Here is an 18,344-nt window from a genome sequence, read left to right on the forward strand (position 1 = left end):
TCTTACTTCTCCTCCGTGGTGCGGGCGTGGGTGAGGGCGGTCTCGTTCCCGCCGAGCAGCAGGTACAGGACGGCCATGCGGATGGAGACGCCGTTGGTGACCTGCTCGACGGCGGTGCAGCGGCCGGAGTCGGCGACCTCGGCGGTGATCTCCATGCCGCGGACCATCGGGCCGGGGTGCATGACGATGGCGTGGTCGGGCATGCGCGCCATGCGCTCGCCGTCGAGGCCGTAGCGGCGGGCGTACTCGCGCTCGGTCGGGAAGAACGCGGCGTTCATGCGCTCGCGCTGCACGCGCAGCAGCATCACCGCGTCGGACTTGGGCAGGGTGGCGTCGAGGTCGTAGGAGACCTCGCAGGGCCAGGTCTCGACCCCGACCGGCAGCAGGGTGGGCGGGGCGACGAGGGTGACCTCGGCGCCGAGGGTGTGCAGCAGGTCGACGTTGGAGCGGGCGACCCGGCTGTGCAGGATGTCGCCGACCAGGGTGATGTGCCGGCCGTCCAGGTCCCGGCCGAGGCCGGCGTCGCGGCCGACCAGCCGGCGGCGCATGGTGAACGCGTCCAGCAGGGCCTGGGTGGGGTGCTGGTGGGTGCCGTCGCCCGCGTTGACGACGGCCGCGTCGATCCACCCCGAGGTGGCCAGCCGGTAGGGGGCGCCGGAGGCGCCGTGCCGGATGACGACCGCGTCCACGCCCATGGCCTCCAGCGTCTGGGCGGTGTCCTTGAGGGACTCGCCCTTGGAGAGGCTCGACCCCTTGGCGGTGAAGTTGATGACGTCGGCGGAGAGCCGCTTCTCGGCGGCCTCGAAGGAGATCCGGGTCCGGGTGGAGTCCTCGAAGAAGAGGTTGACCACGGTACGGCCGCGCAGGGTGGGCAGTTTCTTGATCGGCCGGTCGGCGACCCGCGCCATCTCCTCGGCGGTGTCGAGGATCAGGACGGCGTCGTCGCGGGAGAGGTCGGCGGCCGAGATGAGATGGCGCTGCATCTGTCAGGCTCCGTAAGGCGATTCAAGCGGAAGATCAGGAGAATTCGGGCGTGTCCGGGCGTGTCGGGGTGCGTCCCGATGGCCTGGACGGCGCGTCGGCGTGCCGGACGGCGGGTGGTGGCCCGCCGGGGCGTGCGCCGGGAGTTACGGGTGCGCGCCGGGGGTGGCCCGCTTGGCGCCGAGCAGCACGGTGTCGCGGCCGTCCTCCTCGGCGAGCAGGACCTTGACCGTCTCCCGCAGCGAGGTGGGGAGGTTCTTGCCGACGTAGTCGGCGCGGATGGGCAGCTCGCGGTGGCCGCGGTCGACGAGGACGGCGAGCTGCACCGCGCGGGGGCGCCCGATGTCGTTCAGGCCGTCCAGGGCGGCGCGGATGGTACGGCCGGAGAAGAGGACGTCGTCGACGAGGACGACGAGGCGGCCGTCGATGCCGTCACCGGGGATCTCGGTGCGGGCCAGCGCCCGAGGCGGCTGCAGGCGCAGGTCGTCCCGGTACATGGTGATGTCGAGGGAGCCGACCGGGATCGCGCGCTCGGTGATCTCCTCCAGCTTGGCGGCGAGCCGCCGGGCGAGGAAGACGCCCCGGGTGGGGATGCCGAGGAGCACCACGTCGTCGGCGCCCTTGGCGCGTTCGACGATCTCGTGGGCGATGCGGGTGAGCACCCGGGCGATGTCGGGGCCCTCCAGGACGGGCCGCGCCTCGGAGCGCGGGTCCTCGGGCCGGGCCTGATCGCCCTGCCGGTGGTGCGTGTCCATACGAAACGGACCTCCTTCTCCGTCTCACGGGACGGACCTTAAAGGACGTCGGATTTGCGCCACCTACCGTAGCAGGCCCACGGGAGCACCCCCGCACCGCCCGGGACACGCCCCCGTCACCCCGGCGCCGCACCCGGCCCACCCGTACGCAGTAACGGGCCGCGGATATCACGGATCAGCCGGGGCGGACCATTCGGCTTGACGCAGGCAAGTAACTCTGCGTAACCTCACAGTGAGTTACCAGCCGCGCGGCAGACAACAAGGCCGGCCGCGTCGACACCTTGTCCGGGAGCCATATGTCCAGCGAATACGCCAAACAGCTCGGGGCCAAGCTCCGGGCCATCCGCACCCAGCAGGGCCTTTCCCTCCACGGTGTCGAGGAGAAGTCCCAGGGCCGCTGGAAGGCCGTGGTGGTCGGTTCGTACGAACGCGGCGACCGCGCCGTGACCGTGCAGCGCCTCGCCGAGCTGGCGGACTTCTACGGCGTCCCCGTGCAGGAGCTGCTGCCGGGCACGACCCCGGGCGGCGCGGCCGAGCCGCCGCCGAAGCTGGTCCTGGACCTGGAGCGGCTGGCCACGGTGCCGGCCGAGAAGGCGGGCCCGCTCCAGCGGTACGCCGCCACGATCCAGTCGCAGCGCGGTGACTACAACGGCAAGGTGCTCTCGATCCGCCAGGACGACCTGCGCACCCTCGCCGTGATCTACGACCAGTCGCCCTCGGTCCTCACCGAGCAGCTCATCAGTTGGGGCGTGCTGGACGCGGACGCGCGCCGCGCGGTCGCCACCCACGACGAGAGCTGACTGCCTCCCGCCCAGCAGAAACGTGCCGCCGGGGTGGCCGGAACCTTGTGGTTCCGGCCACCCCGGCGGTGTTTTCGGCGGGAGGCCCGAGGGGCCCGCGGCGGGTGGTGCCGCGGGCCCCTCGGGCATCGGATCGGGTCAGGCGTCTTCCCGGCGCAGCGACGGCTTCAGCTCCTTGAGCCGGCCGAGCAGCCCGTTGACGAAGGCCGGCGAGTCCGCCGTCGAGAACTCCTTGGCGAGCTGGACCATCTCGTCGAGGACGACGGCGTCCGGGGTGGTGTCGACCCAGATCAGCTCGTAGGCGCCCAGGCGAAGGATGTTGCGGTCGACGACCGGCATCCGGTCGAGCGTCCAGCCCACCGCGTACTGGGCGATCAGCTCGTCGATGCGCGCGGCGCGCACGGCGTAGCCCTCCACGAGATCCATCGTGTACTCGCTCACCGGCGGCTGCCGTGTGTCGGACCCGGCGTGCCGGACCCAGTCGGCGAGGACCGTCAGGACATCGGCGCCGCGCTGATCGCCTTCGAAGAGGATCTGGAAGGCGCGCTTGCGGGCCGTGTTGCGAGCAGCCACGGTTAGCCGTTCACCCGGCCGAGGTAGTCGCTCGTGCGGGTGTCGACCTTGATCTTCTCACCGGTGGTGATGAAGAGCGGGACCTGGATCTGGTGGCCGGTCTCCAGCGTGGCGGGCTTGGTGCCGCCGGTGGAGCGGTCGCCCTGGACGCCGGGCTCGGTGTCCTGGACCGTCAGCTCGACGGCGGCGGGCAGCTCGACGGAGAGCACCTCGCCCTCGTGCTGGGCGACGGTGGCCTCGAAGCCCTCGACCAGGAAGTGGGCGGTGTCCCCGACGGCCTTGCGGTCGACGTGGAGCTGGTCGTAGGTCTCCATGTCCATGAAGACGAAGTAGTCGCCGTCCATGTAGGAGAACTGCATGTCGCGGCGGTCGACGGTGGCGGTGTCGACCTTGACACCGGCGTTGAAGGTCTTGTCGACGGTCTTGCCGGAGAGCACGTTCTTGAGCTTGGTGCGCACGAAGGCGGGGCCCTTGCCGGGCTTGACGTGCTGGAACTCGACGACGGACCAGAGCTGGCCGCCTTCGAGCTTGAGCACCATGCCGTTCTTGAGGTCGTTCGTGGAAGCCACGGTTGTGGAATCTCCTGGACTGACGTGGACGACTGGGGGGCGGGCGCACAGCGCGGGGCTAGAGCGCGAGCAGCTCCTTGGTCGTGATGGTGAGTAGCTCGGGTCCGCCGTCCGCCTCGGGGCGCACGACGAGCGTGTCATCGATCCGGACCCCGCCCCGGCCCGGGAGGTGGACTCCCGGTTCGACGGTGACCGGCACACAAGCGTCCAGTTTACCCATGGCCGCGGGGGCCAATTGCGGGTCCTCGCCGATTTCCAGCCCGACCCCGTGCCCGGTGAGCGGCGGGAGGTACTCCGCGTACCCCGCGGAGTCCAGCGGCTGGCGGGTGACGCGGTCCACGTCACGGCAGGCCGCGCCGGGCACGAGGGCCTCCCGCCCGGCCCGCTGGGCGGAGAAGACCAGGTCGTACAGGTCGATCTGCCAGTCGGCGGGCGAGGTGCCGATGACGAAGGTGCGGCCGATCTCGCAGCGGTAGCCGCGGTAGTCGGCGCCGAGGCAGACGGAGAGGAAGTCGCCCTCCTCCACCCGCCGGTCGCTGGGGCGGTGGCCGCGGCGGCCGGAGTGGGGTCCGGTGGCGACGGAGGTGGCGAAGGCGGGGCCGTCGGCGCCGTGGTCGACCAGGCGCCGTTCCAGTTCCAGGGCGAGGTGCCGCTCGGTGCGGCCGACCAGGATGGATTCGAGGAGTTCGCCGAGGGCCTGGTCGGCGATCTCCGCGCCGATGCGCAGGCAGGAGATCTCCTCCTCGTCCTTGATCACCCGGAGTTGTTCGACCGCTCCCCCGATGTCGGTCAGGCGCAGTCCGGGCGCGACGGAGCGCAGGGCGCGGTGGCGGGCGACGGTGAGGTGGTGGTCCTCGGTGGCGAGGGAGTCGGCGCCCCGGGAGGCGGCGATGCCGGCGGCGGCGACGGCGGGGTCGCCGCCGGGTCCGGGCAGGACGTGGACCCGCAGGTTCTCGTCGGGACGGCCCTCGGTGGGGCGGGCGTAGGGCGGTCCTCCGTGCACGAGGAGGTCCTCACTCCCGCCGAGCAGCAGCACCGCGCCGTGCGGGGCCGCGCCCGCGAGATAGCGCACGTTGGCGGGCCGGGAGACCAGTACCGCCGCGCCTGCGCCCGCGTTGCAGCGTTCCCGTAGGCGCGTCCGGCGGGCCGCGTACACCTCTGACATGAGCCGAGCCTACGAGGGGTGGCCGGATGTCGCCGGTCGAGCGGGTCCGAGTGGGGCCCCTGGGCCCGCCGTGGTGCCACATCCGTCACGCAGGCCCCACCGGTCCCCCACGTCACACGGCGGCCGGTCCGGCGGGTGCCGCTACCACTGCGGCGGGCTGGCTATGGAGCGGGCCAGGACCTCGTCCAGGACCCTCGCCGTCTCCGCTATCCCGAGCTGGGAGTTGTCGATGATGGGCAGGCCCGACCCGTACCACCCGGCCATCCGGCCGTGGATGCGGGCGACCTCCTCGTCGGTGAGCCGCCGGTTGCCGCTGCGCGCGGCGTTGCGCTCCAGGACGATGTCCAGTCCGGGCAGCAGGACGACCGGGAGCAGGCCGGGGCCGACATGCCGTTTCCAGCCACCGAGGCCGACGACGGGACGGTCGGGGAAGACGGCGTCGTCGAGGATGCACGAGATGCCGTTGGCGAGGAAGTTGCGGGCCGAGAAGCCGCAGGTGCGGCGGGCGAGGCGGTACTGGGCCTCGGAGTGGTCGTTCCAGCCGGACTGGGGGTCGGCGAAACCGGAGCGGACCCACTCGCGGACGTCGTCGAGGCTGATGTGCGCGGTGGGCACGCGGCGGTGGCCGGCCCAGTATTTGGCGACGGTCGTCTTGCCGGCGCCGGCCGGTCCTATGAGCAGGACGGCGAGGGTGGCGGTGGCCGGGTCGGGCGTGGCCGAGGGGGCGCCGGGCATGCCGGGGGCGGCGACGGGGCCGCCCGGGGGCAGCGGCACATGGCCGGTGGCGTCCGTCGCGGGCGCGTTCGGCGCGGGGTGCGGGGCGGGCGGCTGCCGCGGGGCTCCGGCGTGCGGACCGGCGGGGCGGGGCGGGGCGGGGTGCGGGGGGCCGGGGTGAGGCACGCCGGACTGTGGGGGGCCCGGGTGAGGCACGCCGGACTGCGGCGGGCCCGAGTGCGGCACTCCCGACTGCGGCGGACCTGGGTGCGGTCCGCCGGGCTGGGGCGTTCCGGGCTGCGGGGTCCGCATCGGGGGGCCCGGGGGCGGGGGCACAGGGGCGGGGCCCTGGTGGTGCGGCCCCGGGTGGTGTGCGGCCGGGGACCAGCCGGCGGCCGGTCCGTGCCCCGGCTGGTGGGGCGGCGGCAGCGGAGACCCCACTGCGTGCTGCATCCGGTGCCACTCCGTCTCGTACAGGCGATGGGCGCTGACCGGCGGGGGCTCCCGCCTGCCACCGAACGGTACCGTCCCCGGCCGGCGTTTGGTGAGGCGGCCGGGGACGTCGTCGGGTGCCCGGCACCGCGGGCGGGCCGGACGGAAGGGACGCGGGGGTACTTACTCCCCCACCTCGCCGTAGGCGGCGAGCAGGACGGCGGGGTCGGGGCCCTCCAGCACGGCCGGCTTGGCCAGTCCGTCCAGGACGACGAAGCGCAGCAGGTCGCCGCGGGACTTCTTGTCGACCTTCATGTTCTCCAGCAGCCGGGGCCACTGGTCGTGGCGGTAGTGCAGCGGCAGCCCGACCGATTCGAGGACGCTGCGGTGCCGGTCGGCGGTGGCGTCGTCGAGCCGGCCGGCGAGGCGGCCCAGCTCGGCGGCGAAGTGCATGCCGATGGCGACGGCGGCGCCGTGGCGCCACTTGTACCGCTCGTTCTTCTCGATGGCGTGGCCGAGGGTGTGGCCGTAGTTGAGGATCTCGCGCCGGCCCGCCTCCTTCAGGTCCGAGGAGACGACGTCCGCCTTGACCCGGATCGAGCGCACGATCAGCTCGGCGGTGTGCGGCCCGGCCGGGGTCCGCGCGGCGTCGGGGTCGGCCTCGATCAGGTCGAGGATCACCGGGTCGGCGATGAAACCGGCCTTGATGACCTCGGCCAGTCCGGAGACGTAGTCGTTGACCGGCAGGGATTCCAGGGCGGCGAGGTCGCACAGGACGCCGGCCGGCGGGTGGAAGGAGCCGACGAGGTTCTTGCCCTCGGCGGTGTTGATGCCGGTCTTGCCGCCGACGGCCGCGTCGACCATGGCCAGCACGGTGGTGGGGATGGCGATCCAGCGCACCCCGCGCAGCCAGGTGGCGGCCACGAACCCGGCCAGGTCGGTGGTGGCGCCGCCGCCGACGCCGACGAGGACGTCGGTGCGGGTGAAGCCGGACTGGCCGAGCGCCTTCCAGCAGTAGGCGGCGACCTCGGCGGTCTTGGCCTCCTCGGCGTTGGGCACCTGGATGGCGACGGCCTCGTAGCCCTGGCCGGCGAGGTCGGCGCGGAGCGCCTCGCCGGTCTCGGCGAGGGCCTCGGGGTGGATGACGGCGACGCGCTGGGCGGCGGTGCCGATCAGGGTGCCCAGCTCGCCGAGGAGTTGGTGCCCCACCAGGACCTCGTAGGGCTCGGAGCCGGCGCTGCCGCCGACCGCGATACGGGTCACAGGGTCTGCCACGGCGTCCTCCGGCCGGGTCTGCGGGGACGGTTCCCCGGCGGTCGGTGCGATGTGCGGGGCGAGGGCGTCCAGGACGGCCTGGGCGACGTCCTCGGGGGTGCGGCCGTCGGTCGCCACGGTGACGGAGGCCGCCTCCTCGTAGAGGCCGCGGCGGGCCTCCATCAGCTCGCGCCACTGCTTGCGCGGGTTGACGGCGAGCAGGGGGCGCGCGGCGTTGAGCCCGGTGCGCTTGACGGCCTCCTCGACGTCCATGGAGAGGTAGACGACGTGGTGTCCGGCGAGCCGCGCCCGGGTGTCGGCGTCGAGGACCGCGCCGCCGCCGAGGGCGAGCACGCCCCGGTGCCCGGCGAGCGCGGTGCGCACGGCCTCCTTCTCCAGGGCGCGGAAGGCCGCCTCGCCCTCGTCGACGAAGATGTCGGCGACGCTGCGGCCCTGGGCGGTGACGATGTCCTCGTCGGTGTCGCGGTAGCCGGTGCCGAGGCGGTCGGCGAGCAGCCGGCCGACGGTGGACTTGCCGACGCCCATCGGGCCGATGAGAACGACCACCGGTGCGCTCATCGGATGGCCAGGGCGTCGAGGTAGGAGCGGACGTTGCGGCGGGTCTCGGGCACGCTGTCGCCGCCGAACTTCTCCGCGACCGCGTCCGCGAGCACCAGCGCGACCATGGCCTCCGCCACGATCCCGGCGGCCGGCACCGCGCACACGTCCGAGCGCTGGTGGTGCGCCTGGGTCGCCTCGCCGGTCACCACGTCCACCGTCCGCAGCGCCCGCGGCACCGTCGCGATCGGCTTCATCGCCGCCCGCACCCGCAGCACCTCACCCGTCGACAGGCCGCCCTCCGTGCCGCCCGCGCGGCCGGTGGCACGCCGGATGCCGTCGTCGTCCGCCACGATCTCGTCGTGCGCCTGCGATCCGGGCACCCGGGCCAGGCCGAAACCGTCCCCGACCTCGACGCCCTTGATCGCCTGGATGCCCATGAGCGCCGCCGCCAGCCGCGCGTCCAGCCGCCGGTCCCAGTGCACGTGCGAGCCCAGCCCCACGGGCACCCCGTACGCCAGCACCTCGACCACACCGCCCAGGGTGTCGCCGTCCTTGTGGGCCTGGTCGATCTCGGCGACCATCGCCTTCGAGGCGTCCGCGTCCAGGCAGCGCACCGGGTCGGCGTCGAGGCGCTCCACGTCCCCCGGCACCGGGTACACGCCGTACGGGGCCTTCGCCGCCGCCAGCTCCACCACGTGGCTGACGATCTCGACGCCGGCCGTCTCCTTCAGGTACGACCGCGCGACCGCGCCCAGCGCCACGCGGGCCGCCGTCTCCCGCGCCGAGGCCCGCTCCAGCACCGGCCGCGCCTCGTCGAACCCGTACTTCTGCATCCCGGCCAGATCCGCGTGGCCCGGCCGCGGACGGGTCAGCGGGGCGTTGCGCGCCAGACCGGCCAGCACCTCCGGATCGACCGGGTCGGCGGCCATCACCTGCTCCCACTTCGGCCACTCGGTGTTGCCGACCATCACCGCGACCGGGGAGCCCAGGGTCAGACCGTGCCGGACACCGCCGAGGAAGGTCACCTCGTCCCGCTCGAACTTCATCCGGGCACCGCGCCCGTAACCCAGCCGCCGCCGCGCCAGATGATCCGCCACCATCTCCGTCGTGATCGGCACGCCGGCGGGCAGACCCTCCAGCGTCGCGACGAGTGCGGGACCGTGGGACTCCCCCGCGGTCAGCCAGCGCAACCTGCTCAACGGTGCTCCTCAGTGCTCGCGCCCCGGTACTGCCCTGCGCACGCTCCTTCTCCGCGTACGGCGACGGCGTGGCCGGGTGCGCGGGCCCCGGTCCGCCACCCCCGATCCTCCCACGTCCGCCGGGCCGGATTCGTCGCCGGTCCACCTGGCGGACGACCGTGGATCAGGTGCGGTGGGCCGGGCCGGGCTCCCCTCCGCTTCCGGTTCCGTTTCCGGCCGCCGGCGGTGCCTGGCGCTGTGCGAGGGCGCGTTCGCCGGCCGCGCGCATGGCGGCCGACGGGGCCGGGGAGCGGCCGGTCATCTGTTCCACCTGGAGCACGGCCTGGTGCAGGAGGAGGTCGAGGCCGCCGACGACGCCCCCGCCGCCGGCCGCCCAGCGGGCGGCGAGCGCGGTGGGCCAGGGCTCGTAGAGCACGTCGAAGAGGGTCCCCGGGCGCTCCGGCACGGCGCCGGCGAGCACGTCGGTGGTGCCGGCCGGGGTGGTGGCGACGACCAGCGGCGCGTGCAGCGCCTCCGCGGCCCGCTCCCACGCCACGACGCGGACGGCGACGCCGAGCCGTTCGGACCAGCCGCGCATCTCGGCGGCGCGCGCCTCGCCGCGGACGTAGACGGCGACCTCCCCGGTGCAGATCCGGGCGAGCGCGGCCAGCGCGGAGGAGGCGGTGGCGCCGGCGCCGAGCACCGCGGCCGTCTCCACCTTCTCGACGCCGTGCTCGCGCAGGGCGGCCACCATGCCGGGGATGTCGGTGTTGTCGCCGGTGCGGCGGCCGTCGGGGGCGAGGACCACCGTGTTGACCGCGTCCACCGAGGCGGCCGTCTCGCTGACCTCGTCGAGCAGCGGGATGACCGCCCGCTTCAGCGGCATGGTCAGCGAGAGTCCCGCCCATTCGGGGCCGAGCCCCTCGACGAAGCCGGGCAGGGCCGCCTCGTCGACGTCGAAGCTGTCGTACGTCCACTTCTCCAGGCCCAGCGCGGCGTAGGCGGCGCGGTGCAGCACCGGGGAGAGGGAGTGGGCGATGGGCGAGCCGAGCACGGCGGCCCGGCGCGCGTCAACGGACCGTGGTGGCATCGAACTTGTCCTTGAGCTTCTGGAATTCGGCGTAGTTCTTGGCGAACTCGGTCTTGTTCACGCCGTCGGTGGCCACGAAGTAGATCCAGCCGTCGTCCGTCGGCACCAGCGCCGCTTCCAGTGCCTCTTGACCGGGGTTGCCGATGGGGCCGGGGGGCAGGCCCTTGTTCGTGTAGGTGTTGTACGGGTCCTTGTTGCTGTTGATCTCGGACTCGCTGATCCGGATGTTGCTCTCGCCCTTGAGGTAGTTGAAGGTCGAGTCGAACTGGAGGAGCCGGTTGGTCTCGGTGTTGGTGGGCTTGAGCCGGTTGTAGATGACCTCGGACATCATCCGGAAGTCGTCGTGGGTCTTGCCCTCGGCCTGGACGAGGCTCGCCACGGTGAGCAGTTCCCAGGGGCCGTCGAGACCGAGTCCGGCCGCCTTCTTCTCCAGCCCGATCCGCTGGTACTGCTCGTTGGCCCGCGCCACCATCTGCTTGAGCACCTCTTCGGGCTTCTGGCCCTTGGCGACCGAGTAGCTGGAGGGGTAGAGGAAGCCTTCCAGGGGGTCTTTGAGGTTCTCGTGATTCAGCGCCCACTCGGGCAGGCCGAGGCTCTTCCACTCGCTCTCGGCGACCTTCGCGGTGGTGCCTTCCGTGACCTCCAGGCGCTTGTCGATGAGCTTGTAGACGTCGATGTTGCGCTTGCCCTCGGCGATGATCAGGTTGTTGCGGCTCTTGGGGCTGAGCAGGAGTTCGACCGCGCTCTCGGCCGACATCTGCTTCTGGAGCGTGTAGACGCCGTCCTGGATGCTCTGGCCGCCGGGGTTGCTCGCCTGCGCGGAGATGAAGGCGTCCACGCTCTTGACGACGCCCTTGCGTTTCAGCTCCTGGCCGATGACCGAGCCGGTCGCGCCCTTGGGGATGGTGACGGTGACCTGCTCGCCGTTGCCGCTGCCCGCGAAGTCCGGGGCCGATCCGAAACGGTCCTGGTAGAACTGGTAACCGAAGTACACGACGCCCAGGGCGCCGCCGCCCAGGACCAGCGAGACCACGAGGCAGGCGCAGCCGTTGCGGCCCTTCTTCTTCGGTTTGCCGCCGCGGGCCCGGCGCTCGCCGCGTCCGCGGACCGGACCCTCCTCGTCGGCGTCGGCGCCCCTGGTCTTGTCGTCCTCGTCGGCGCCGGTGAAGAAGGCGTGGTCCTCCTCCTCGGTGCCGGGGTCCCAGTCGGTGCGCTCCGGTTCGGGTTCGGTGCGCCGGCGGCCGGGCGGCTCGGGCGGCGGGTACGCCTCGGGGGTGCCGTAGAAGTCGGGCTGCTCGCCGCCGCCGTAGGCCGCGGCCTGCTGGCCGTAGGGGTCGGACGGGTCGCCGGGGTACTGCGCGTGGGGATGCGCGCCGGTGCCCCAGCCCTCGTCCTGGCCCTGCGGGTGCTGCGGGTGCTGCTGGTGGGGCTGTTCAGGCTGCTGGGCCGCGTACTGCTGCTGGTCGTACTGCCCGCCGTACTGCTGCTGGTCCTGCTGCTGTGCGTACTGCTGTCCGCCGGGGGGTGGCTGCCCGTACTGGTCGTACTGCTGCTCGCCGTACCCGGCACCGCCTCCCCACTCGCCGTACTGCTGCTGGTGCTGGTGCTGCGGCTGCTCGGGATACTGCTGGGGCTGGCCGCCGTAGGGGGACTGCCCGCCCGCCTGGGCCTGCTGTCCCTCCCATCCGTCCCCGTACAAGGGGTCCTCCGGACCCCACGGTGCGGAGCCTTGGCCCCGGCCATACTCAGTCATCGATCCCCTAGAGCCGCGAGGCGGCGGAACGCGCGGCTGGAAGGTCCGGCTCCCGTTCCGCCTCTTGCTGTGCGGTGGCTGTTCGAATGCCTCCGCATCGCGCGGAACGTTACCGTATCGCGATCACATGACCACTTCGACGCCCTCACCGGGTGCTTTGCCTGACACCCGTTCGGATTCGAGTGCCTGTTGGAGGATGATGACGGCCGCGGCCTGGTCGATCACCGACCGGCCCTTGCGCGACCGCACCCCGGACGCGCGCAGGCTCTGGCCCGCCGTGACGGTCGTCATCCGCTCGTCGACGAGGCGTACGGGGACCGGGGCGACGCCCCTGGCCAGCTCCTGGGCGAAGCCCCGCACCTTGGCCGCGGCCGGGCCCTCGCCCCCCTTGAGGGAACGCGGGAGCCCGACGACGATCTCGATCGGCTCATACTCCTCGACCAGTTGACGCAGCCGCCGGTGGGCGGCCGGGACGTCCCGGCCGGGGACGGTCTCCACCGGGGTGGCGAGGATGCCGTCCGGGTCGCACGAGGCGACCCCGATCCGGGCGTCGCCGACGTCGACGGCCAGGCGGCGGCCCCGGCGCATGGCCGGGCCCTCCGCCGTTCCGTGCCCCGGGCCCCCGCCGGGGCCCCGACCCGCGCTCACTTCGCGGTGTCCGCCACGAGCCGCTCGACGGCCTCGGCGGCGTCGCCGATGGCGTCCGGGTTCTGGCCGCCGCCCTGGGCGACGTCCGGCTTGCCGCCGCCTCCGCCGCCGAGGGTCTTGGCGGCGGTGCGGACCAGGTCGCCGGCCTTGAGCCCGCGCCCGCGGGCGGCCTCGTTGGTGGCGATGACCGTCAGCGGCTTGCCGTTGACCGCGGTGAACAGGGCCACCACGGCGGCCCGGCCGCCCTGGATGCGCCCGCGCACGTCGAGGACGAGCTTGCGCAGGTCGTCGGCGGTGGTGCCGTCGGGGACCCGGCCGGTCACCAGGGCGACGCCGCGCACGTCCTTGGCGGACTCGGCGAGACCGGCGGCGGCCTGGAGGACCTTCTCCGCGCGGAACTTCTCGATCTCCTTCTCGGCGTCCCGCAACTTGCCGAGCATGGCGGAGATCTTCTCCGGCAGCTCCTCCGGACGGCCCTTGACCAGCTCCTGGAGCTGGGCGACCACCGTGTGCTCGCGGGCGAGGAAGTGGTAGGCGTCCACGCCGACCAGCGCCTCGATGCGGCGCACGCCCGAGCCGATGGAGGACTCGCCGAGCAGCTTGACCAGGCCGAGCTGGGCGGTGTTGTGGACGTGGGTGCCGCCGCACAGCTCCTTGGAGAAGTCGCCGATGGTGACGACCCGGACCCGCTCGCCGTACTTCTCGCCGAACTCGGCGATGGCGCCCTGCTTCTTGGCCTCGTCGATGCCCATGACGTCGGCGCGGACGTCGAGGTCGCGGGCGAGCACCTCGTTGATCTTCTGCTCGACGTCGGTCATCACGGCCGTCGGCACGGCGGACGGCGAGCCGAAGTCGAAGCGGAAGCGGCCGGGCTGGTTCTCCGAGCCGGCCTGGGCGGCCGTCGGGCCGAGCGCGTCGCGCAGCGCCTGGTGGGTGAGGTGGGTGGCCGAGTGGGCGCGGGCGATGGCCTTGCGGCGCAGCGAGTCGATGGTCGCCTGGGCCGTGGCGCCGACGGTGACCTCTCCGACCTGGACGACGCCCTTGTGGACGTAGACGCCCGGGACCGGCTTCTGGCAGTCGCGGATCTCGATGACGGCGCCGGAGTCGGCCCTGATCCGGCCGGTGTCACCGATCTGGCCGCCGCCCTCGGCGTAGAAGGGGGTGCGGTCGAGGACGATCTCGACCTCGTCGCCCTCGGTGGCGGCGGGCGAGGAGACGCCGTCGACGAGGATGCCGACGATGGTGGACTCGCCCTCGGTGTCGCCGTAGCCGATGAAGTCGGTGGCGCCGGCGCGGTCGGCGATCTCCCGGTAGGCCCCGAGGTCGGCGTGGCCGGTCTTCTTGGCGCGGGCGTCGGCCTTGGCGCGCTCCCGCTGCTCCTTCATCAGGCGGCGGAAGCCGTCCTCGTCCACGGAGAGGCCCTGCTCGGCGGCCATCTCCAGGGTGAGGTCGATCGGGAAGCCCCAGGTGTCGTGGAGCAGGAACGCCTGGTCGCCGGAGAGGACGGTGCCGCCGGCGGTCTTGGTCTCGGTGACGGCCGTGTCGAGGATGTTGGTGCCGGCCTTCAGCGTCTTGAGGAAGGCGGCCTCCTCGGCGAGGGCGACCTTCTCGATCCGCTCCCGGTCGGTGACCAGCTCGGGGTACTGCCGGCCCATCATGGCGACGACGACGTCGATGAGGTCCTGGACGACCGGGCCGGTGGCGCCCAGCAGCCGCATGTTGCGGATGGCCCGGCGCATGATGCGGCGCAGCACGTAGCCGCGGCCCTCGTTGCCGGGGGTGACGCCGTCCCCGATGAGCATCACGGAGGTGCGCATGTGGTCGGTGACCACGCGCAGCGAGACGTCGGAGGCGTGGGCCTCGCCGTAGGCCACACCGGTCAGCTCGGTGGCCTTGCGGATGACGGCCATGGAGGTGTCGATCTCGTACATGTTCCGCACGCCCTGCAGAATCATGGCGAGGCGTTCCAGGCCGAGGCCGGTGTCGATGTTCTTGCTCGGCAGCTCGCCGAGGATCTCGAAGTCCTCCTTGCCGATGCCCTCGCCCCGCTCGTACTGCATGAAGACGAGGTTCCAGATCTCCACGTACCGCTCGTCGTTGACGGCGGGGCCGCCCTCGGCGCCGAACTCGGGGCCGCGGTCGTAGTTGATCTCGGAGCAGGGGCCGCAGGGGCCGGGGACGCCCATGGACCAGTAGTTGTCCTTCTTGCCGAGGCGCTGGATGCGCTCGGCCGGGACGCCGACGACGTCGTGCCAGATGCGCTCGGCCTCGTCGTCGTCCTGGTAGACGGTGATCCACAGGCGCTCGGGGTCGAGGCCGTAACCGCCCTTGTCCTGGGGGCTGGTGAGCAGCTCCCAGGCGAGGGTGATGGCGCCTTCCTTGAAGTAGTCGCCGAAGGAGAAGTTCCCGCACATCTGGAAGAACGTGCCGTGCCGGGTGGTCTTGCCGACCTCTTCGATGTCGGGGGTGCGCACGCACTTCTGCACGCTGGTGGCGCGGTCGAAAGGCGGCTTGACCTCACCGAGGAAGTACGGCTTGAACGGCACCATGCCCGCCGGGACCAGCAGCAGAGTCGGGTCGTCCGCGATGAGCGACGCCGAAGGGACGACGGTGTGACCGCGCTCCTCGAAGAAGCTCAACCAGCGGCGACGAATCTCGGCCGACTCCATCAGTGGTCCTCATTCCGGTTGGACGAGTACGTCGCCTTGTCGACGTACGTCGGGTCGTTGCGGTTCTCGATGGCGGCGTACCGCCGGGGCGGCGCGAGCGCCGGGTCGGGCGGCGGCGCGTGCAGTCCGAGCGCGTCGCCCAGCTCGGCCTCGCGGCGTGCCATGTGGTCGCGGACGTCGAGGGCGAAGCCGACCGCGCGGTCCCGCAGCCGGCTGCCCGCGTCGAGCGCCTTGTCGGCCGCGCTCGCGGCCAGGCTCCCGGGGGTCAGTTCCCTCAGCTTGCGGTTGACCTTGGTGGTGGCCCACACTCCGGCGGCCACGCCGCTGGTGAACCAGAACGTACGGCGGAACATCGCTGGGTCAGTCCTTCTTCCGCTTCGTCCGCCGCGCGGTCGGGATCGTCCGGCCGACGATCACGGCGCGGCGCGGCTTCCCGGCCGGCCCGTCCCCGCCCCGGGCGCCGAGCGCCCGGCGCACGCCGTAGCCGAAGGCCGCGACCTTGACCAGGGGGCCGCCGAAGGTGGAGGCGACGGTGGTCGAGAGCGCCGAGGCGTTGGAGGTGACCTCCTGGACGTCGGTGGCGATCGCGTCGACCCGCTCCAACTGGGTCTGCGCGGAGCGCACCGTCGCGGAGGCGTCGGCCAGTAGCGGGACGGCCTGGTCGGTCACGTCCGCCACCAGCTTGGTGGTCGCCCTGAGCGTCTGGGCCAGCCTCGCCAGCGCGACGGCGAGGAAGGAGACCAGGATCGCCCAGAAGACGGCCACCAGGACCCCGGCCACCTCGCCACCGGACACCGCGCGCACCCGCTCCCTGAAAAGACGTGCCTGTACATCGAGAAAGTCGTGCACCGAGCCTATCGCGCCGGGCACCGCGCTCCGTACCGCATTACCGTGCCGGAAGGAGTTGCGCGAACCGATTGTACGGACTGAATACGGGTCAGTACGCTCCGTGTTCCATGGCAGCTCATCGGTGTGGCGGTCCCTCACCGCACGGCAATCTCCCGCTGGAACTCGACGCGTTCGTCGGGCGCACGGCGGAACTCGCCGGGCTGGGCCGGGCCCTGGACGTCTCCCGGCTGGTGACCGTGACCGGGACCGGCGGGGTCGGGAAGTCGCGCCTGGCGGCGCGCGCGGCGGCCGGGCGCGCGCCGCGCGACGGGGTGTGGCGCGTCGAGCTGGCGCCGGTGCGCGACCCGGAGTTCGTCGACTACGCGGTGGTGGAGGCCCTCGGGCTGACCGACCACACCACCCGGCTGCCGCGCGAGACGCTCCTCGCGCACCTGGCCGACCGGGAGACGCTGCTGCTCCTGGACGGCGTCGAGCACCTGGTGGAGCCGTGCGCCGCGCTGGTGGCGGAGCTGCTGGAGCGGGCGCCGGGGCTGCGGGTGCTGGCGGTGGGCCGCCGTCCGCTGGGCGTGGCCGGGGAGCGGCTGGTGCCGCTGGCGCCGCTGGGCCCCGGGGAGGCGGTGGAGCTGCTGCGGGTCCGCGCGGCCCAGCGCGAGGTGGCGTGGCCCGAGGCGGCCGACGGGCCGAAGGCCCCCGGCGCCTCCCCGGCCGGGGGCGGTCCGGCCGGGGAGGCTCTCGAACTGTGCCGGCGGCTGGACGGCATCCCGCTGGCCATCGAGCTGGCCGCGGGGCGGCTGGACGCGCTCTCGCCCGGCCAGGTGCTGCGCCGGCTGGACGACCGGTTCCGGCTGCTGACCGGCGGGGACCGCACCGCGCTCCCCCGCCACCGGACGCTGCGCACGGCGATCGGCTGGAGCCACGAGCTGTGCACCTCCGAGGAGCGGCTGCTGTGGGCGCGGCTGTCGGTCTTCGCCGGCCCCTTCGACCTGGAGGCCGCCGAGTACGTGTGCAGCGGCGGCGGTCTCGCCGCCGACGACGTGCTCGACGTGGTCTCCGCGCTGCTCGCCCAGTCGGTGCTGACCCGCGAGGAGTCCTCGGCCGGGGTCCGCTACCGGATGCTCGACACGGTCCGCGCGTACGGCGCCGGCTGGCTGGAGGCGGCGGGCGACGCGGCCCGGCTGCGGCGCCGGCACCGGGACTGGTACGTGGGCCTGGCGACCTGGTGCGAGCTGGAGTGGTTCTCGCCGCGCCAGCGCGAGGTCGCCGCCCGGGTCGACGCCGAACTGCCCAACCTGCGCAGCGCGCTGGAGCACTGCCTGGCCGATCCGGAGGAGGCCCACCTGGGCCAGTACCTGGCGGGCGCCCTGTGGTTCCACTGGGTCGGCAGCGGCCGGCTGTCGGAGGGGCGGCGCTGGCTGGAGCAGGCGGTGCGGCTGGACGCGGAGCCGACCGCGGGCGAGCAGTCCCGGCTGAAGGCGCTGTGGGTCCTCGCCTACGTGGCGATCCTCCAGGGCGACACGGTGGCGGCGCTGGGCGCCCTCCAGGAGTGCCGGGAGGAGGCCGAGCGGTCGGCGAACGCGACGGCGGTGGCGTACGCGGAGCACCGCACCGGCTGCCTGGCGCTGGTCACCGACGACATGGCGCGCGCGGAGACGCTGCTGCGCTCGGCGCTGCGCCGCTACGGCGAGATCGGCGAGCTGAACAGCAATGTGCTGATGGGCCAGGTGGAACTGGCGATGACGCGGGCCTTCCAGGGCGATCTGCCCGACGCGGTGCGGCTGTGCGAGGACGTGCGCCGGGTCTGCGAGGACCACGGCGAGCGCTGGGCCCGCGCCTACGCGCTGTACGTACTGGCCTACGCGGCCTGGAGCCGGGGTGAGACGGGCGCCGCCCGGGAGCTGCTGACCGAGTGCCTGGACAGTGCCCACGGCTTCCGGGACCAGCTCGGCTCGGTGCTGGCGGTGGAGCTGCTGGCGCTGGTCACGGTGGCGGAGGGCGACGCGGCGGAGGCGGCGGTGCTCCAGGGCGCGGCGAGCCGGATGTGGCCCTCGGTGGGGCTGCCCCTGTTCGGTTCGGCGCACTACAACACCCCGCACGAGCTGTGCGAGGCGGCGGCGCGGGAGCTGCTGGGCGACGCGGGCTACGAGGCGTGTGTGCGCCGGGGCACGCGGCTCGGCCGGGACGAGGCGGTGGCGCGGGCGCTGCGGCGGCCGGGCACCCGGGTGCCTGAGCCGGCGCCCGCGGCGGGGTCGCCGGCGAAGCCGCCGAACGCGAAGCCCGCCGCCTCGCCCACCCGCAGGGGTGGGGAGACGACGGGCTGAGGCACCTGCCGGTGCCGGGTCCGCGAGGCGGAGTC

General features: G+C 73.2%; 16 protein-coding genes. 2 read left to right on the top strand and 14 right to left on the bottom strand.

The features are described 5' to 3' along the window. Window positions 1-2 precede the first annotated feature (2 nt). Entirely contained in the window at window positions 3-983 is a 981-nt protein-coding gene (locus J5Y05_RS24765) for an aspartate carbamoyltransferase catalytic subunit (RefSeq protein ID WP_210875291.1), read from the bottom strand. 144 nt (window positions 984-1,127) lie between these two features. Then, window positions 1,128-1,736, bottom strand: coding sequence for a bifunctional pyr operon transcriptional regulator/uracil phosphoribosyltransferase PyrR (pyrR, locus tag J5Y05_RS24770; RefSeq protein WP_210875292.1), 609 nt, complete (start codon window positions 1,734-1,736; stop codon window positions 1,128-1,130). Between the two features lie 296 nt (window positions 1,737-2,032). Here pyrR and bldD point away from each other — a divergent pair, with 296 nt between their 5' ends. Next, window positions 2,033-2,536, top strand: coding sequence for a transcriptional regulator BldD (gene bldD / locus J5Y05_RS24775; RefSeq protein ID WP_210875293.1), 504 nt, complete (start codon window positions 2,033-2,035; stop codon window positions 2,534-2,536). A 138-nt stretch (window positions 2,537-2,674) separates the two neighbouring features. On the opposite strand, the gene nusB is transcribed toward bldD, so the two are convergent. From nusB to J5Y05_RS24835, 12 genes are all read right to left on the bottom strand, one after another. Continuing rightward, window positions 2,675-3,109, bottom strand: coding sequence for a transcription antitermination factor NusB (nusB, locus tag J5Y05_RS24780; protein WP_210875294.1), 435 nt, complete (start codon window positions 3,107-3,109; stop codon window positions 2,675-2,677). Window positions 3,110-3,111: 2 nt separating this feature from the next. After that, window positions 3,112-3,678 (bottom strand): elongation factor P, encoded by a 567-nt coding sequence (efp, locus tag J5Y05_RS24785; protein ID WP_210875295.1) that lies wholly within the window; start codon window positions 3,676-3,678, stop codon window positions 3,112-3,114. A 58-nt stretch (window positions 3,679-3,736) separates the two neighbouring features. Beyond that, window positions 3,737-4,843 carry an aminopeptidase P family protein gene (locus tag J5Y05_RS24790; protein ID WP_210875296.1) on the bottom strand — a complete coding sequence of 369 codons (1,107 nt, stop codon included), beginning with the start codon at window positions 4,841-4,843 and terminating at the stop codon, window positions 3,737-3,739. A 141-nt stretch (window positions 4,844-4,984) separates the two neighbouring features. Next, a complete protein-coding gene (locus J5Y05_RS24795) occupies window positions 4,985-6,010 on the bottom strand; it encodes a Pro-rich N-terminal domain-containing protein (RefSeq protein WP_210875297.1) in 1,026 nt (341 codons plus the stop codon). Window positions 6,011-6,172: 162 nt separating this feature from the next. Then, entirely contained in the window at window positions 6,173-7,822 is a 1,650-nt protein-coding gene (gene aroB / locus J5Y05_RS24800) for a 3-dehydroquinate synthase (protein ID WP_210875298.1), read from the bottom strand. After that, window positions 7,819-9,003, bottom strand: coding sequence for a chorismate synthase (aroC, locus tag J5Y05_RS24805; RefSeq protein ID WP_210875299.1), 1,185 nt, complete (start codon window positions 9,001-9,003; stop codon window positions 7,819-7,821). Before aroC ends, aroB begins: the two co-directional genes overlap by 4 nt. Before the next feature lie 163 nt (window positions 9,004-9,166). Further along, entirely contained in the window at window positions 9,167-10,072 is a 906-nt protein-coding gene (locus J5Y05_RS24810; protein ID WP_210875300.1) for a shikimate dehydrogenase, read from the bottom strand. Continuing rightward, window positions 10,053-11,825, bottom strand: a complete 1,773-nt coding sequence (mltG, locus tag J5Y05_RS24815) for an endolytic transglycosylase MltG (protein WP_210875301.1) — start codon at window positions 11,823-11,825, stop codon at window positions 10,053-10,055. The genes J5Y05_RS24810 and mltG overlap by 20 nt, the downstream gene beginning before the upstream one ends. Before the next feature lie 123 nt (window positions 11,826-11,948). Beyond that, entirely contained in the window at window positions 11,949-12,413 is a 465-nt protein-coding gene (ruvX, locus tag J5Y05_RS24820) for a Holliday junction resolvase RuvX (RefSeq protein WP_210875302.1), read from the bottom strand. 56 nt (window positions 12,414-12,469) lie between these two features. After that, window positions 12,470-15,142 (bottom strand): alanine--tRNA ligase, encoded by a 2,673-nt coding sequence (alaS, locus tag J5Y05_RS24825; RefSeq protein ID WP_210875303.1) that lies wholly within the window; start codon window positions 15,140-15,142, stop codon window positions 12,470-12,472. Further along, window positions 15,142-15,495 carry a hypothetical protein gene (locus tag J5Y05_RS24830; protein WP_210875304.1) on the bottom strand — a complete coding sequence of 118 codons (354 nt, stop codon included), beginning with the start codon at window positions 15,493-15,495 and terminating at the stop codon, window positions 15,142-15,144. The genes alaS and J5Y05_RS24830 overlap by 1 nt, the downstream gene beginning before the upstream one ends. A 7-nt stretch (window positions 15,496-15,502) precedes the next feature. Next, window positions 15,503-15,946 (bottom strand): DUF948 domain-containing protein, encoded by a 444-nt coding sequence (locus tag J5Y05_RS24835; RefSeq protein WP_210875305.1) that lies wholly within the window; start codon window positions 15,944-15,946, stop codon window positions 15,503-15,505. A 152-nt stretch (window positions 15,947-16,098) separates the two neighbouring features. Here J5Y05_RS24835 and J5Y05_RS24840 point away from each other — a divergent pair, with 152 nt between their 5' ends. Further along, entirely contained in the window at window positions 16,099-18,309 is a 2,211-nt protein-coding gene (locus tag J5Y05_RS24840; protein WP_210875306.1) for an ATP-binding protein, read from the top strand. The last annotated feature ends 35 nt before the right edge of the window (window positions 18,310-18,344 follow it).

The sequence above is a fragment of the Streptomyces tagetis genome, assembly GCF_018069565.1.
GTDB lineage: Bacteria > Actinomycetota > Actinomycetes > Streptomycetales > Streptomycetaceae > Streptomyces > Streptomyces tagetis.